This window comes from Streptomyces sp. NPDC050535 (genome assembly GCF_044457665.1).
GTDB lineage: Bacteria > Actinomycetota > Actinomycetes > Streptomycetales > Streptomycetaceae > Streptomyces.
Genome location: NZ_JBITHE010000014.1, coordinates 202,913 through 220,048 on the forward strand (window position 1 = coordinate 202,913; position 17,136 = coordinate 220,048).

Below are 17,136 nucleotides of genomic sequence, written 5' to 3' on the forward strand. Positions count from 1 at the left end.
ACGCTCTCGAGCAGCCACCGCTGCGCCGGCGTCAGCTTGGCCAGGAGGGGTGAGCGGACGTCACAGCCATCCCCGGCGCGCGGCCTGCCAGGCCAGCTGCATACGGGTCGCGGCCCCGGCCAGCTCCATCATGCGCTGGATGTGACGCTGCACCGTGCGGCGGCTCAGGGCCAGTTGGGTGGCCACCGCCTTGTCGGGTACCCCCGCCACCAGGAGCGCCAACAGCCGTCGGTCGACCGCGGACAGAGGATCGGGACCGCCGACCCCGTCCGTCCCCGCGACCGCGCCCGAGTCGTCGACGCCCAGCGGGACGGCGTCCTCCCAGTAGCGCTCGAACAGCGCGACGAGAGCGGCGAGCAGGTTGCTGTCCCGTACGAGTGCGGCGGTGGGTTCGTCCGGGTTGCCCTGGGGCCCGCCGGGCACGAGCGGGCAGACCGCGATGGCACGGTCCGCCACCGCCAGCCGCAGCGGCAGATGTGGAACAGCCCGGGCGACCTCCCCCGCGCGCACCCCCGCAACAACGTTGTCAACGGCTCCCTCATCGTCGAAGAAGTCCTTCTCGTACAGCACCCGGTAGCGCACGCCACGCGCCAGCGCCTCGAACTCCGAGCTGTTGCTGCCCGACGGCATCGCCACGTACTGGGCCTTGCAGAACCAGAGCATCTCGTCCTGGGCGCTCGTCTGGATCTGCCGCAGATGCTGGCGCAGCGCCTCGGCGCCCGTGATCACCTCGATCAGCTCGCCGGCGTCCCGTCGGCGCATCGAGTCGCGGTACACCTGCAGCAGACCGGTGGCCTCGGCCCGGGCGAGGTCGAGCGCGTCGGCGTTCCGCTTCAGCCGGGGCAACAGCGCCACGTCCGGGGGAGTGGCCCGGAAGTGCCGGGGCAGCACGTCGGTGTGGCTCGCCATGCCTTTGACGGTCAGCGCGTCGAGCACGCGCTCGGCCTCCGCCCGGCTCAACCCGGTGCGCTCGGCGACATCCCGTGCCGAGGCCTGGCCTGCCGTCACCAGATGCCGGTAGACGGACTCCTCGGCGTCCGACACCCCTGCAGCCTCCAGCGTCATGGCGCCCTCCCCGAGACCGGCCCGCTTCACTGATCGGACACCGTACTGCACGGGTGTTACAGGCGGTGAGGGTGAGCGGGCAGTCCTTCGCCCGCTCACCCCCTGAATGTGCGCCGAGCGTCTATCCGCGCTGCAGGTAGGCGCGTTGCACGGTCTGACGCACGGAGTTGCCCGCCGCGTCGCGTGCCGTCACTCTCAGTGTCACGTACGCGTCACCCCGTACCCGCGACGGCCTCTTGACGGCGGCCTCGAACACGTTGTGCCCGAGGCTCTTGACCTCGGCCCGGCTCCAGTTCCCGCCGTCGTCGTACGAGGCCTCGACCTGGACGCTCACTCCGCGCGGTGCGGCCAGGGCGTCCTGGGCGCGGACCGACAGTCCGACGGAGTGCGTGCGGCCGGAGCCGACCGCGTTGTACGCGTCGACCGGTACGTCGTAGTCGAGCTGGAGCAGTGGCAGGGCCGTCGCCGTGCCGGTGCTGCCCGAGCGGAACGACCAGGACGTCTCGGTGCTTGTCCCGTACGCCCACTCCTGCGACACGCGCGAGGTGGTGAGGTCCAGCCGGTAGTCGGCCGCGCCGGACGGGACCTCGAAGTCCGCCCAGGCACCGTCGGCCTCCGCCGTCCGTCGGCCGTTGCGGTACAGCACGGCGGAGGCCGAGTCGCCCTCCGCCGCCTTCGCCGCGCCCGAGGTACCGATGCCTCCGCCGCCCTCGAGCAGCCGCGACCGGTGACCCGTCTGCGAGTCGGTGAACTCCGGGATCCGCAGGCTCAGTACGTCTCCCGTGCGCACGGACGGTGTGGTGGTGCCGCGCGGGATCGACGGCCGGACGACGGCTCCCTGCCAGGTGTCCCTCGTCCGCTCGCCCGCCCGGTACGTGCGCGGGACGTCCGACATGCCGACGACCAGCGGCGTGTCCACGTCGAACGTCGTCTCGTGGTGCACGAAGTGCTGCCAGGCGGTGTCACCGGAACTCACGTACTCGGTCCGCTCGAAGCCCGTCGGCACATAACGCGTGTACTGCAGCCAGGCCGTGTCCTGGTACGGCCGCCGGGCGAAACGCTGCTCACTGGCCCACGGAGCGCCGCCGTTGTCGGCGTAACTGGCCCGTACGACCGCGCTGTTGCGCTCGGACACCGTGTGCACGACCTTGTCCGGGACGCGCTGCGACGACACCTGCATGACGTCGTACAGGTACGGGCTGCGGGCGGTGCCGGTGAACTGAACCGTGGTCTTCCCCTTGCCGATCCGCTTCAGCAGAGCGGCGCCCGCGCTCGCGCCGATCCTGACGGTCGGCACGCCCCAGCGGTCGCCGTCCGGGTGCCAGCGGGTCCAGGCGATGTCGCTGAAGTGGACCAGCACGATGCCGCGTACACCAGCGGCCGCCGCCTGCTCGACCACGTCCTGTTCGTACACGGTCTGTTCGTTGGTGAGGACCGCGAGCTTCCCGCGCGCCCGCCTGAAGTCGGGCGCGGCGGCATCGCCCGCGGAGACCGCGGTCAGGCGCGCGCCCCGGTCGTCGAAGAGGGGCGAGGAGGGCATGTAGTAGGGGTCGAACGTGGTCTTGCCGCCCGGCACCGTCATGTCGAGGAGCGGCGCGACGAACTGCCAGCGCGAGGCGAACTCGAAGGTGCCGTCGGTGACGGCGGAGGTGGGACTCACGTACAGACGCTTGCCGATGTCGAAGTACATCGTCCCCTGGATCAGGCTGTGCCCGTCGATCTTCCGGTACGTCTGGTAGCTGAGGATGCCGCGCTGCTCGGCCGGGCGGGGTGTGCGGATGTCGACCAGGGTGGTCTTGCGTGCGTCGAGCGTGACGGTCGAGTCCTTGGTGACCTTCACCTCGGGCACGACCACATGCCGCAGTTCCTGTCCGTCGTCGGCCTTGTCCAGGGACGAGTAGTCCAACTGGTAGGTGCCCTCCTCGACTTCGGCGACGGCCGGGTCGGTGCCGGTGTAGCCCACGAAGCCGTTGGCGCCCCAGATCGTCGGCAGCGCATCGACCGGCTTGCCCTGGTGGTCGATGGTCTTGACGGTGAGCCGGTGAGTGGGCCCCTGCACGGCCAGGCTCACCGTGGTGTGCACGGTGACCTTCCCGTCCGCGGAGACCGCGGTCACGTACCCGTAGTAGTCGCCCTGCTCGGCAAGGGCCGGATCGACCGTCAGCGGAACCTCGGCGGTGGCGCCGGCGGGCACGCGCACCGAACCGGAGCCGAGCCGTACCGCTCCCTCGGCCGGTGTACGGCCACCCGCCGTGGCCAGCCGGGCGGTGAGCGCCAGCGTGACATTGGCGTCGGAGGTGTTCGTGTACGTCAGCCGCGTCGTACGGGTCTCACCACCGCCGGTCTGGAACGGGCCCAGGGCGACGGTGCCCGTCGCGGTGACCGGCCCGAGTGCGGCCGCGGCCACGTCGATGAGGCCTCCGCCCTGCTCCGTGACCTCCTGGCCGACGGCCGTACGAGCCGTGCTGACGAGCGCGTCCTTCAACTGCTCCGCGCTCCAGCCGGGATGCCGCTGGGCGAGCAGCGCGGCGGCGCCCGCCACGTGCGGGGCGGCCATCGACGTACCGGAGGCCGCCACATGGTGTGTGTCCACCGGGTCGCCCATCGTCGTCCCGGCCGCGCGGGCCGCCACGATGCCGACGCCCGGCGCTGTCACGTCGGGCTTGACCGCGTCGTCACCCGACCGTGGGCCGCGGCTGGAGAACGGCGCGAGGGAACCGTCCCGGTCGACCGCGCCGACGGTGAGGGCGGCGTCCGCGGCGCCGGGGGAGCCGATGGTGCCTGTGCCCTGCTCACCGCTGTTGCCCGCCGCGACGACGAACAACGTACCCGTGCGCTCGGTGAGTTCGTTCAGCGCGAGGCTCATCGGGTCGGTGCCGTCGCTCGGACTGTCCGAGCCCAGGCTCATGTTGACGACCTTGGCGCCCGAGGCCGCCGCCCACTCCATTCCGGCGATCACCTGGGACTCGCTGCCGAAGCCGTCGTCCCCCAGGACCTTGCCGACGAGCAGGTCGGCGCCGGGCGCCACTCCCTTGCCACCCTTGCCCCCGCCGTCGGAAGCGGCTCCGCTGCCGCCGACGATGGACGCGACATGCGTGCCGTGCCCGAAGGCGTCCCCGGTCCCGGAGCTGCCGGAGAAGTCCTTGGCCTCCGAGATCCGTCCGGCCAGGTCCGGATGGGACTGGTCGGCGCCGGTGTCCAGGACGGCGACCTTCACGGACTCGCCCTGCTGGCCGGCCTTCCACACGGCGGGCGCGCCGATCTGCGGGACGCTGCGGTCCAGCGAGGCGGTCACCCGGCCGTCGAGCCATACCCGAGGGGCGTCGGCGGCCTGTGCGGTACCCACCGGGTCGTCATCCGCGGCCAGTTGCTTCCAGAACGCGCCGAGGTCCTCCTCGGCGACCCGCACCGACCGCGCCCCGATGCTGTCCAGTCGGCGGACCGGCGACCCGTCCTCGGCGAAACCGGTCAGCCGCTGCACGGTGGACCTCGCCACGCCGTCGGATCCCGCCACGATCAGCGGAAGCGAGTCGCTGTGCGCCTCGTCGTACCGCTGGGCCAGGAGCGCCCCCACGTCGAACAGCCCTCGGTCCAGGCGTCCCGCCGACACCAGCTCTCCGGCGTCGGAGGGCAGGACCGTCAGCCGCCCGTCCTGCTCGTAGGTCCTGAAGAGGATCTGCCGCCGCCCGGGCCCGGGCGTGACCGAGGCGGTCCGCCGTCCTTCGGAGTCGGCGCCCACCGTCACCCGGTCACCGGTGATCAGGCGCACGGTACCGAGGTTCTTCGGCGCGGGAATGTCGGCCGCCGCCGTCGCCGTTGGCCCCGTGCCGGTGCGAGCGGCGACCGGCGCCACCGCGCCGGCAGCCAGGGCGAGTCCTGTCGATATGGCCGCCACCAGGCGAATCCGTCTCATCAGTGCCGTGCCTTCCGTCGTACACACAGAGAAGTTCATGCGCTGGACAGAATCCGGTGGCACCGAATGCCATGTCACTCGATTCCGGTGGCACAGGTGGGACATGTCGCAACCACGACACCTGGGCAACCGCCCTGACGGTCCCTCACCAAATGCTGGCGCGCGCCCCCTTGAGGACGCCTCCCGCGGTGGCCGGAACCCAACTTTGTCTTCGGTGGGGAAAAAGTCTTGGGAAGTTGTGCTCAACGGGTTACGGAGATTTACAAAGGTCGCTAACTTCCATGAAATGAACCGGTCATAGAGCTGCTGTGGCCGGTATGGACGGCGCGACGGCGCGCGCCTGTGCACCGCTTGGCAGTCCGGCGAGGGCTGTCGTCATCCCACCCCACTTTCGGGAGACCTCTGTGCGCAAACCGCTCGGACACAGACGTGTCCGTTACCTGCTGACCGCCATGGCCTGCGCCGTCGGCTGTCTGCTGCCCATGGCACCGGCCGCCGCCCAGCAGACGGATCCGGCCGACGGCCCGAAGGCGGCCGCCGTCGAGTACCAGCAGGTCACACTGGCGAAGGGCGTGGCCGAGACCGGCGAGCCGATGACCCTCGCGGTACTGCCGGACCGCTCGGTCCTGCACACCGCCCGGGACGGCACGCTCCGGCTGACGAACGCCGCGGGGACCACCTCCGTCGCGGGCAAGCTGGACGTCTACAGCCATGACGAGGAAGGCCTGCAGGGCGTCGCCGTGGACCCCGGCTTCGCGTCCAACCGGTACATCTACCTCTACTACGCACCCAAGCTCAGCACTCCGGCCGGTGACGCCCCGTCGGACGGCGCGGCCGCGGACTTCGCCCCCTTCGACGGGGTCAACCGGCTGTCGCGGTTCGTCCTGAGGACCGACGGCACCCTGGACCTCGCCGGCGAGCAGAAGATCCTCGACGTGCCGGCCTCCCGCGGCATCTGCTGCCACGTGGGCGGCGACATCGACTTCGACGCGGCCGGGAATCTGTACCTGTCCACGGGCGACGACACCAACCCGTTCGCCTCGGACAGTTACACCCCGATCGACGAGCGCGCCACCCGCAATCCCGCCTTCGACGCCCAGCGTTCGGCGGGCAACACCAACGACCTGCGCGGCAAGGTCCTGCGGATCAAGGTGAACGCCGACGGATCGTATGCGATCCCGAGCGGCAACCTCTTCGCGCCCGGTACCGCGAAGACCCGCCCCGAGATCTACGCGATGGGCTTCCGCAACCCCTTCCGCATGAGCGTCGACAAGCCCACGGGCATCGTCTACCTCGGCGACTACGGCCCCGACGCCGGCACCGCCAGCCCCACGCGCGGACCCGGCGGGCAGGTGGAGTTCAACCGGATCACCAAGGCCGGCAACTACGGCTGGCCGTACTGCACCGGCGACAACGACGCCTACATCGACTACAACTTCGCCACCGGCGCCTCCGGCTCCGCCTTCAACTGCGCGGCGCCCACGAACAATTCGCCGCGCAACACCGGCCTGACCGACCTGCCTCCCGTCCAGCCCGCCTGGATCCCCTACGACGGCGCGTCGGTCCCGGAGTTCGGCGACGGCTCGGAGTCCCCGATGGGCGGCCCGGTCTACCGTTACGACGCCGCCTCCACCTCCGAGGTGAAGTTCCCGCAGGAGTTCGACGGCGACTTCTTCGCCGGGGAGTTCGGCCGCCGCTGGATCAAGCGCATCGAGGCCGGCGGCGACGGCACCGTACAGTCCATCAACTCCTTCCCCTGGACCGGCACTCAGGTGATGGACATGGCCTTCGGCCCCGACGGCGCCCTGTACGTCCTCGACTACGGCACCGGCTACTTCAGCGGCGACGAGAACTCCGCCCTGTACCGCATCGAGCACGTCGTCGACGGGCTCGCCCCGACGGCGCAGGCGAAGGCCGACGTCACCTCGGGCAAGGCGCCCCTGGCAGTCGCGTTCTCCTCGGCGGGCAGCACCGACCCGGACGGTGACACCCTCAGCTACGCCTGGAACTTCGGCGACGGCGCCACCTCCACCGCCGCCAACCCCTCCCACACCTACACGACCAACGGCCAGTACACGGCCACGCTGAAGGTCACGGACACCACCGGCAAGTCCGCCACGGCCTCCGTACAGATCACGGTGGGGAACACCGCGCCCACGGTGAAGCTGGACCTGCCCCTGGACGGAAGCATCTACGACTTCGGCGCCGCCATCCCGTTCAAGGTGACGGTGACCGACCCCGAGGACGGCACGATCGACTGCTCGAAGGTGAAGGTCACCTTCATCGTCGGACATGACAGCCACGGCCATCCGCAGACCTCGACCACCGGATGCAGCGGCACACTCCAGACCCTGGCGGACGGCGAGCACGACCCCAACGCCAACATCTTCGGCGTGCTCGACGCCGAGTACACCGACAAGGGCGCCGCCGGCCAGCCCGCGCTGACCGCGCACGACCAGCGCGTCATCCAGCCCAGCCACCGGCAGGGCGAGCACTACGGCGCCTCCGCCGGCGTCGACGTCATCTCCCACGGTCCCGCACACGGCGGGAAGACCGTCGGCAACATCGAGAACGGCGACTGGATCTCCTTCCAGCCGTACGCCCTCGGCAACGCGACGCGGTTCACCGCCCGGGTCTCCTCGGCGGGCGCGGGCGGCACCATCGAGGTCCGCGCCGGATCCACGACCGGCACCCTGCTCGGCACGGCGACCGTGCCGGTGACCGGCGGGTGGGAAACCTTCCAGGACGTGACGGCAGTCCTGAGCAACCAGCCCACCGCCTCCACCTCCCTCCACCTCGTCTTCAAGGGCGGCAGTGGCGCGCTCTTCGACCTGGACGAGTTCTCCTTCACCACCTCCGCCGGCGGCACCCGCTCCGGTGAGGTGAAGGGCGTGAACGGGAAGTGCCTGGACGTCGACAACGCCCAGACCGCCGACGGCACGAAGGTGCAGATCTGGACCTGCAACGGCTCCGCGGCCCAGAAGTGGACGGTCTCCGGCGACGGCACGCTGCGCGCGCTCGGCAAGTGCCTGGACGTGTCCGGCGGAGCCTCCGCCGACGGCACGAAGATCCAGCTGTGGACGTGCAACGGTTCGGGCGCGCAGACCTGGGCCGCCCAGTCCGACGGCACCGTCCGCAACCCGCAGTCCGCGAAGTGCCTCGACGCTTCCGGCGGTACCTGGAACGACGGGACCGCCGTCCACCTGTGGACCTGCCACACAGCCGCCAACCAGAAATGGACCCTGCCGTAAGGAGGGAGGAGACCGACATGCGTACCTATCTGAAAGCGGCCCTCGGCCTGTTCGTGGGCGCCACGCTCTGTCTGACCCCGCAGGCCACGGCGCTGCCAGGCGCGGTGAGCCATTCAGCCACCGCTTCCGTAGCCGCTGAAGCACGGCCACTCGCGGCGGCCGACCCTGCGTACAAGATCCTCGTCTTCTCCAAGACGGCGGGCTTCCGCCACGACTCGATCGACGACGGCATCGCCGCCCTGCGCGCTCTGGGCACCGCGAACAACTTCACCCTGGACGCGACCGAGGACTCGGCGGCCTTCACCACGGGCAACCTCGCCCAGTACAGGAGCGTCGTCTTCCTCTCGACGACGGGCGACGTGCTGAACGCCGCCCAGCAGACGGCATTCGAGCAGTACGTCCAGGGCGGTGGCGGGTACGTCGGCATCCACGCCGCCGCCGACACCGAGTACGACTGGCCGTTCTACGAGGGTCTGGCCGGGGCACTGTTCCACTCGCACCCGGCGATCCAGTCCGCCACCGTGAAGGTGGAGGACCGGGCTCACGACGCCACCGCGCACCTGGGTTCCACCTGGCAGCGCACCGACGAGTGGTACAACTACCGCACCAATCCGCGCACTTCCGCCCACGTCCTGGCCTCGCTCGACGAGTCCAGTTACTCGGGCGGGAACATGTCCGGCGACCATCCGATCGCCTGGTGCAAGGACTACCAGGGCGGCCGGGCCTTCTACACCGGCGGCGGCCACACCGACGAGTCGTACACCGATCCCGCCTTCCGGCGGCACCTCCTCGGCGGTATCCGCTGGTCGGCCGGGATGACCGACGCCGACTGCCGCCCGGAGACCGGTTACACGCCGCTGTTCGACGGCTCGTCCACCAACGGCTGGAAGCAGGCCGGTCCGGGGCAGTTCAGCCTCGCGGACGGCACGCTCACCTCCGTGGGCGGGATGGGACTGTTCTGGTACAACGCCCAGGAGTTCACCGGTGACTACTCCCTCAAGCTCGACTGGCGGATGGCCGGGGACGACAACTCCGGTGTCTTCATCGGCTTCCCGTCCTCCGACGACCCGTGGTCGGCGGTGAACAACGGCTACGAGATCCAGATCGACTCCACCGACGCCGTCGACCGCACCACGGGCGCCGTGTACGGCTTCCAGTCCGCCGACCTGGCCGCGCGGGATGCCGCGCTGAACCCGCCGGGTGAGTGGAACACGTACGAACTCCGGGTCACCGGGGAGCGGTTGGAGATCTTCCTCAACGGGCGGAAGATCAACGACTTCACCAACACCGATCCCGTACGGAGCCTTCGGCAGGGATACGTCGGGCTCCAGAACCACGGGGACGGGGACGACGTCTCGTTCCGCAACATCCGCGTCAAGCGCGGCGGCGGGCAGGATCCGGGGACTCGTTCGGGCGAGGTGAAGGGTGTGAACGGGAAGTGCCTGGACGTCGACAACGCTCAGACCGCCGACGGCACGAAGGTGCAGATCTGGACGTGCAACGGGTCCGGTGCCCAGAAGTGGACGGTCTCCGGCGACGGCACGCTGCGCGCGCTCGGCAAGTGCCTGGACGTGTCCGGCGGAGCCTCCGCCGACGGTACGAAGATCCAGCTGTGGACGTGCAACGGTTCGGGCGCGCAGACCTGGGCCGCCCAGTCCGACAGCACGGTCCGCAACCCGCAGTCGGGCAAGTGCCTGGACGCGTCCGGCGGTACGTGGAACGACGGCACTGCCGTCCACCTGTGGACCTGCCACACGGCAACCAACCAGAAATGGACCCTGCCGTGACCTGAGGTCCAGCGGGGGCTCCCCGTGAGGGGGTCCCCGCGGGCCGGCGGCGGTTGGCCACGGCGTTCCTCGCGCCCCTGCCGGGGCCGGCACACCTTCTCCTCGCTGTCCCGCGGTCAGCGGACAGGAGCGACGCAGGACCTCCCCAGGTGCTGCGCCGCCCCTGTCAACTTGCAGCGGCTACCCGAATCTCCGCGCTCTACACACCTGCGATCCGATGAGGGTGTCATGCCGTCACGGCCGCCGCCGGCTTGTCCTGCAGGTGGGCCGGAAGGTCCGGCGGGAAGCGCCAGGACGGCATGATCGGTCTCATGGAGAAAGGAGGGCTGCCGCGACCTGTTGCGCGAGCCACTCTTCCGTGGTGTCCCAGGACCAGCCCTGTTCGACGACCAGTCCGTGCCAGCAGTGGTGGCCGAGGTAGAACCAGAGAATGTCGGTGGTGCGGGTGGGGGTGAGGTCGGGCCGTAGTGCTTTGAGTTCGCGCAGCCGCTGGGTCACCGCCGCGAGGGCCTCTCGATAGGCCTGGTTCGCGCGGGCGAGAGCCGCAGCGGCGTGTTGGTCCGTGTGCGCCGCGCTGACCATGACCCTGACGATGCGGTGGTGCTGCTCGTTGTCGACACGAGTGCCGTGGGCGGCCGCGGTGAGTACCTCGCGTGGTACGTCGGTCTGGCGCAGCAGCGCGAGCGTCTCCCCGGCGGCGGTGCTCTGCAGGCCGTCCTCGATGAGACTCGTCAGGATGGCCCCCTTGCCGCCGGTGCTGGCATACACCGTCGGAACGGCGGTCCCGGCCAGCTTGGCGATCTGAGGGACCGTCACATTCGCATATCCGTGCTCGAGGAAGAGCCGCGTCGCCGCGTCGAGAATCGCCGCTCGGGTCTTTGAGGCCGCTTCCGTGCGTTGGGGCGCGTGGTAGGGGCGGCGACCATGCGGCGGCGCGGAGCCGCCCTCCTGGTGCACGGCACCCTCATCCTTCTGCGGCACGGGACCAGCTTTCAATGTAGGGTCTCTATATCCAATGTAGCGAGCTGTGTCCGATCGCTCGCCACTGTTCCGGTTGCCTGCCCGCAGGCCGGGTCGGCACCTCGTACCCAAGGACGATCAGTGAGTTACTTTCCCTCCCTGTCCTCCAGCCCGGACCAGCCGGAGCGCCAGTATGCGCTCGGCCAGGACCTGCGAGTGTCCATCCTCACGGCAGCGGAGGAGACGGAGGGCCGTCATGACCTGACGGACTCCTTCATGCGCGCCGGTTCGGCCACACCGCTGCACGCCCACACCAGGTATGAGGAGAGGCTCTGGGTCTCCTCCGGCTCGCTCACCGTGTGGGCGGGCGACGCGAAGCTGACCTTGCGCTCGGGAGACTTCTACGCCATTCCCCTGCACGTACCGCATGCGATAGCGGCCGGGCCGGACGGTGCCCGTGCCCTCAACATCTCCTCGCCCGCCGGGTTCGCCGAGGTCATCGCCCGGACCGCCACGCCCCTCCACCTGGCCACCGACGCGACCGAACTCGACGTGGAGCTCTTCAACGCGGTCGCCGAGGAGATGGGCGACATTCTCCTCGGCCCGCCTGGAGCCACGCCCGCCGACCTCGCACCGAAACACCCTGCGTAGGCCGGGAGAGGCACGCACCGGCGTAAGCCCGCGACCGGGACGGCGCCCGTTCCGACGACGCTCACCTCAGGCCGCTCCCTGGCGTACCGGCCGTGGGATGCAAGCCGTCCTGTGAGCCGGGCTCCGGACTCACAGGACCAGGAACGGGAGTGGGAGCGGGCACCGACCTGGAAGGAGAAGCTGGGCTTCGGATTCGTCAGCGTGATCCCGGACAGGCCGCAGTTGGCTGACGTCTGCCTCTGCCGAAACGACGCCCCCACCCGTGTTACGACCTCGCTGTGCGTGGACCTCCCTGGGTCGGGGGGAAGGGCGTGGGCGCCGGGTCCGCAGCGGTCGCGTCCCGGTTCGTCGAGGCGGGGCTGATCTCGTCCAGAGCGCGCAACGTGCGTTCGAGGTAGGGGTGTTGGCCCCGGAGTCGTTCCGGGCGCTCGCGGAGGTCCTGGACGCTGCCGCGGGCTTGCTCGACGCTGCTGGTAGTCGGCTGCGTACCGGGCGACGCCGGTCACTTTCAACCGGCCGACGACGCGGTCGATCTCGCGTCCGACTGGGGATGTGGTCATCGTGACTCCTGACTGCCGGCGAGGGCTATCGGGTCCGGCACCTCAGGGCCGCTGGCATAGGGACGGGGCGATCGACGCCGGTCGTCGCCGGTGCCGTGGTCGAGACGTCCAGCCGTCGAGGCCGTACAGAAGGAATCCGCCAACGGCGGCGGAGACACTCACAACGGTTCGCCGGGAGACAGCTTCTCTCCGTCATCGGAACCCAACACATCGTCGCGCGGACGTCTCCGAACACGTGACCACCGGCAACCGCCTGCTGCCTTTGACCAACTCGGGCGGCATCCAGCGGCCGTGCCCGAGGACGCCCCGAGCCTGCCGGACCGGCTGGGTGCCCGACCCGGAGATCCTTATGGCGTGCGACCCGCTCTGGTCGTCGTACTCGCGCTGACCCCGTGCGATCCGCGATTACGGGAAGGGCCTTCGAGCCAGGCTGATACCCGGTCATGGGCGGCCTTTGGCGTTATGTCGCTGGAGTCCTGACGGATCATCAACTCAGCTGGCGCAAAAGGAATTCCAGGCATGATCGCCCGGCTGGGAGAGCGCCGAGCGGGCGCCCGTTCCCGAAGATGATCGCGACGAAGGTTGCGCGGACGCCGGCGCCGGCGGTCGGGGGGTTCGCAGCAGAGGTCATCGACGGTTTCACGTCTTTCTCCTCAGTGAGGACAGAGTATGGACGACTTCAACGAAAGTCCCTACTGTGTCCGTCGCGACACATGAGAACTCATACGTCGCGTTCGCCACTCTCCGTATCCGGTGCGACGGCGCGTACCGGCAGCGGTGGATCTCCCCACTCGTCCATCTGCGTTCCCCCCGCGCTGGGGGAGCGAACAGGAGGCTACGTGTATCCACGGCTGTTATCCGGGCGGCTCGGCAGACGCCTGGCCACGACACTCATCACTTCGCTTCTGGCGCTCGGACTGTCCGCGCCCACGGGCACGGCTGCCCCAACTGACCGGTCCCCCGACGCTCTTCCTCCGCAGGAGCCGGGCGTCACCTTGCGTGTCTTCGACATGCAGGTACCGCTTGAGAAGCTGTGCGATCTCAAGCCCGGGCAGACACCGAACATCGACAGACTGATGCCGGTGATCGACTGGTCCTCCGATGCGGACTTCGGCTTCAGCGCCAACTTCGTCTCACAGACCATCGCCAACCTCGACGTCCCCACCGCCGGGACCTACACCTTCCGGCTCACCAGCGACGACGGCTCCCGGTTGTACATCGACGACCAACTCGTCATCAGCCACGACGGCTTGCACGGAGCCGACCCCAAGGACGGCAACGTTGTCCTGGCAGCCGGATACCACTCGATCCGCATCGACCACTTCGAGAGGGACGGCGGACAGCAGGTCACACTCGCGTGGAAGCCACCCACCGCCTCCGCCTTCGCCGTGGTGCCCAACTCGGTGCTCAGTACGGACGCCGACGTCGTCCGGGTCACGGCTCCCGGACGCAAGGAGTGCGAACTGTCCGGCGATTCACCAGGTGATGGACTGCCGCTGACCGGCGTGCACCCGAACTACACCCTGACTGATCTACGGCCCACCGGGTTCGAACCGCAGGTCTCCGCCATGGACTGGCTTCCCGACGGCAGGCTCGCTGTGGCCACATGGGGCGGCTCGGAGAACACGACCGGCGAGGTCTACCTTCTGAACAACGTCACCGGAAGTACCGGACCGGACGAGGTGACGTTCAAGAAGGTGGCTTCCGGCCTCAAAGAGCCCATGGGCATCAAGTACGTGGACGGCAAGCTGTATGTGTCGCAGAAGCACGAACTGACCGAGCTCAGTGACACCAATGGCGACGAGGTCACTGACACCTACCGGCGCATCGCCACCTGGCCCTATGGCGGCAACTTCCACGAATTCGCCTTCGGCCTGCTGTACAAGGACGGGTTCTTCTACCTGAACCTGTCCGTATCGATCAACTACGGGGGAGCGACAACAAACCCACAGCCCGCAGCGAACCGCGGCACCACGATAAAGGTCAACAAGGCAACGGGGGCGGTCAGTTACGTCGCTGGTGGTCTGCGCACCCCCAACGGCATCGGGTGGGGCCCGGGAGGCGACATCTTCGTCACCGACAACCAGGGCGGGTGGCTGCCCTCGTCGAAGCTGGTCCAGATCAAGCAGGACCGCTTCTTCAACCACTACACCAACCCCACAGGCCCCTTCGACTCCCAACGGGTGACCAAGCCGGTCCTGTGGCTACCCCAGAACGAGATCGCCAACTCACCCAGCACACCGCTGCAGCTGCAAGACGGGCCCTTCGCCGGCCAGATGCTGTTCGGTGACGTGACCTACGGCGGCATCCAGCGCGGATACCTCGAGAAGATCAACGGCGAATACCAGGGGGCCGTATTCCGCCTCACCCAAGGCCTGGAAGCCGGCGTCAACCGGATCAGTGTCGGCCCCGACGGCGCTCTCTACGCCGGCGGACTCGGAGCAGACGGGAACTGGGGCCAAGAAGGCAAGCTCAAGTACGGCTTGCAGAAACTGACACCGAACGGCACCAACGCATTCGACATCCGCGAAATGCGTGCCGTCACCGGCGGATTCGCCCTCGAATACACCCAGCCCATATCGGACGAGACCGCCGTCAACCTGGCCGCACGCTACAAGGTCGAGCAGTGGCGCTACGTACCCCGGTCCGATTACGGCGGCCCGAAGATCGACGAAGAGACGCTCACCGTCCAGTCAGCCACCGTCTCCAGCGACCGCAGGACGGTCACCCTGGCCATCCCCGGCCTGAAGCCCAACCGAGTGGTCCACGTCCGCTCGGCTCGCCCCTTCAGCTCCACCGACGGCAACCAGCTCTGGAGCACCGAAGCCTGGTACACCATGAACCAGATCCCGGGTACGCCCTCCAGCACCGGAGAGGTGAAGGGCGTCAACGGCAAGTGCCTGGACGTGGACAACGCCAACACGGCCGACGGTACGAAGGTCCAGATGTGGACCTGCAACAGCACCGCTGCCCAGGAGTGGACTCTGCTCGGTACCGGCGCGGTGCGTGCCCTGGGGAAATGCCTGGACATCGACAACTCGGGCTCCGCTGACGGCACGAAGGTACAGCTCTACACCTGCAACGGCACTGCGGCCCAGATCTGGCAGCCACAATCCGACGGCACTCTACGCAACCCGCAGTCCGCCAAATGCCTCGACGTATCCGGCGGCGTAGGGAACGACGGCACCCCCGTCCACCTGTGGACCTGCCTCAACCAACAGAACCAGAAGTGGGTTCTTCCGTAGGAGTTCCACCAGAAGGTGACCGTCCCCAGCGCCGAAGGCCGCGACGAAACCTGGCCTTCGGCGCACCTTTCCCCGGCTGCGGGGGCTCGGGCGCCCTGGGCGGTGTCCCGGGGTCCGGGACGGCCGGGTTCCGGGACTCCGCCGTGTTCGCGCGGGAACAGCCGTGCACGTCTTCCGTGCGCGTGACGGACGCCATCCCATCCACGGCGTGGATAACCCGGATACGGGATTCGGATCGTGCAGGGGATGGCGACCGGCGCCTCGGCGCCCCCATAGTCGTCGCTACCCGCACGCCGCTGTCCGGATGCCGCCGGTGTGCGAGTTTCCCCAACATGCCGTGCGCCGTAGGCGCCGTGAGGCATGCCCACTCCCTTATGCCGTCCTCTGGAGTCGCCATGCCCGGTTCCGTTCCCTCGCCGCCTCCCGCTTCGGTCGACGTCACCACTTCGTCTCCCGTCGCCGTGTCGGGCCAGGCCCATCTGCTGCGGGTGACCCTTCTGATGGCGGGCAGCTGCCTGCCGATCCTGGGGGCGGTGCTGATCGCCCCGGTGCTGCCGAAGATGCAGGACCACTTCGCGTCGGTCCCGGGGGCCAAGGCGCTGGTGCCGCTCGCGCTGACCATTCCGGCGCTGGCGCTGGCGCTGCTGGCCCCGTTCGCCGGCGTGATCGTGGACCGGCTGGGCCGCAAGCGCCTGTTGATCGTGGCGACCCTCCTGTACGCCGTGTTCGGCACGGCCCCGCTCTGGCTGGACTCGCTGGGCGCGATCATCGCCAGCCGGGCCCTGGTCGGTGTCACCGAGGCCGCGATCATGATCTGCTGCACCACCCTCATCGGCGACTACTACTCCGGTCACCAGCGGGTGAAATACCTTGCCCTACAGACCATGTGCGCCTCCGCGTCGGCCACCGTCTTCTTCGTGCTCGGCGGCGCCGCCGGCTCGGCGGGCTGGCGCGTGCCCTTCTGGGTCTACGCCGTGAGCCTGGCCCTCGCCCCACTGATGGCCGGCGCCCTGCCCGACGTGGGGGGCCGCGCGGCCGGCAACGAGGCCCCGGCCGAGGCGGAGGCCCGCCGCCCGTTCCCCTGGCGGCCGTTGGCGGGTATCTGTGCCCTCACCTTCTTCGGGGCGATGGTCTTCTACACCGTCCCGGTGGAGATGTCGTACCTGCTCGACGACCTCGGGGTGGAGAACTCCGGTGTGATCGGACTGGCCACCGCGATCGCCAGTGCCGCCACCGTGGGCGGAGCGGTCGCCTTCGCCCGGCTGAAGCGCTCTCCCGACCCGATGCTGCCCGCCGTTCTCGCGGTCTGCGCGGTCGGCTTCGGGGTGATGTTCCTCGCGGGCAACGCTCCGCTACTGGTCATCGGGGCGGTCGTGAACTGCGTGGGCACCGGCTTGCTTCTGCCCGCCCTTCTCACCAGTGCCATGTCCCGCCTGGCGTTCGAGGACCGCGGCCGCGGCACGGGGCTGTGGATGGCGGCCTTCTTCGGCGGCGAGTTCTTCTGCCCGTTGGTGCTGCTCGCCGGGGAGTCGGCGGTCGGCAGTCTCGCGGGTGCGGTGGGTGTGCTGGGGCTGGTCGCAGCCCTCGTCGCGGCGGGGCTGTGGGCGGCCCGCCGCCGCGTGGGCGCCGTCGATCCCCGGCCGTTGCCGGAGCAGTTGGCCTGAGGGCCCGCAGGCAGACTGCCGAGGACGCGTCACTCACACG

General features: G+C 69.4%; 8 protein-coding genes. 5 read left to right on the forward strand and 3 right to left on the reverse strand.

Annotated elements, in window-relative coordinates; translation table 11 throughout:
* Nucleotides 1-60: 60 nt before the first annotated feature.
* Both ACIBLC_RS28455 and ACIBLC_RS28460 read right to left on the reverse strand, forming a co-directional pair.
* Nucleotides 61-1,065 (reverse strand): helix-turn-helix domain-containing protein, encoded by a 1,005-nt coding sequence (locus ACIBLC_RS28455; RefSeq protein ID WP_399214105.1) that lies wholly within the window; start codon nt 1,063-1,065, stop codon nt 61-63.
* A 121-nt stretch (nt 1,066-1,186) separates the two neighbouring features.
* Complete coding sequence (locus ACIBLC_RS28460; protein ID WP_399214106.1) at nt 1,187-4,978, reverse strand: S8 family serine peptidase; 3,792 nt, start codon at nt 4,976-4,978, stop codon at nt 1,187-1,189.
* Between the two features lie 452 nt (nt 4,979-5,430).
* Here ACIBLC_RS28460 and ACIBLC_RS28465 point away from each other — a divergent pair, with 452 nt between their 5' ends.
* Both ACIBLC_RS28465 and ACIBLC_RS28470 read left to right on the forward strand, forming a co-directional pair.
* Complete coding sequence (locus ACIBLC_RS28465; RefSeq protein WP_399214147.1) at nt 5,431-8,229, forward strand: PQQ-dependent sugar dehydrogenase; 2,799 nt, start codon at nt 5,431-5,433, stop codon at nt 8,227-8,229.
* A gap of 17 nt (nt 8,230-8,246) precedes the next feature.
* Nucleotides 8,247-10,016 carry a ThuA domain-containing protein gene (locus ACIBLC_RS28470; RefSeq protein WP_399214107.1) on the forward strand — a complete coding sequence of 590 codons (1,770 nt, stop codon included), beginning with the start codon at nt 8,247-8,249 and terminating at the stop codon, nt 10,014-10,016.
* A 309-nt stretch (nt 10,017-10,325) separates the two neighbouring features.
* On the opposite strand, the gene ACIBLC_RS28475 is transcribed toward ACIBLC_RS28470, so the two are convergent.
* Nucleotides 10,326-10,997 (reverse strand): TetR/AcrR family transcriptional regulator, encoded by a 672-nt coding sequence (locus ACIBLC_RS28475; protein WP_399214109.1) that lies wholly within the window; start codon nt 10,995-10,997, stop codon nt 10,326-10,328.
* A gap of 120 nt (nt 10,998-11,117) precedes the next feature.
* Between ACIBLC_RS28475 and ACIBLC_RS28480 the strand changes: the two genes are divergently transcribed.
* From ACIBLC_RS28480 to ACIBLC_RS28490, 3 genes are all read left to right on the forward strand, one after another.
* Nucleotides 11,118-11,627, forward strand: coding sequence for a cupin domain-containing protein (locus ACIBLC_RS28480; protein WP_399214110.1), 510 nt, complete (start codon nt 11,118-11,120; stop codon nt 11,625-11,627).
* Between the two features lie 1,399 nt (nt 11,628-13,026).
* A complete protein-coding gene (locus tag ACIBLC_RS28485) occupies nt 13,027-15,432 on the forward strand; it encodes a ricin-type beta-trefoil lectin domain protein (protein ID WP_399214111.1) in 2,406 nt (801 codons plus the stop codon).
* Nucleotides 15,433-15,827: 395 nt separating this feature from the next.
* Nucleotides 15,828-17,096, forward strand: a complete 1,269-nt coding sequence (locus tag ACIBLC_RS28490; protein WP_399214112.1) for an MFS transporter — start codon at nt 15,828-15,830, stop codon at nt 17,094-17,096.
* Nucleotides 17,097-17,136 lie beyond the last annotated feature (40 nt).

Excerpts from the sequence above, each read along its gene's own strand:
- ACIBLC_RS28455 (WP_399214105.1), bottom strand. The coding sequence starts at position 1,065 with ATGACGCTGGAGGCTGCAGGGGTGTCGGACGCCGAGGAGTCCGTCTAC.
- ACIBLC_RS28460 (WP_399214106.1), bottom strand. The coding sequence starts at position 4,978 with ATGAGACGGATTCGCCTGGTGGCGGCCATATCGACAGGACTCGCCCTG.
- ACIBLC_RS28465 (WP_399214147.1), top strand. The coding sequence starts at position 5,431 with ATGGCCTGCGCCGTCGGCTGTCTGCTGCCCATGGCACCGGCCGCCGCC.
- ACIBLC_RS28470 (WP_399214107.1), top strand. The coding sequence starts at position 8,247 with ATGCGTACCTATCTGAAAGCGGCCCTCGGCCTGTTCGTGGGCGCCACG.
- ACIBLC_RS28490 (WP_399214112.1), top strand. The coding sequence starts at position 15,828 with ATGCCCGGTTCCGTTCCCTCGCCGCCTCCCGCTTCGGTCGACGTCACC.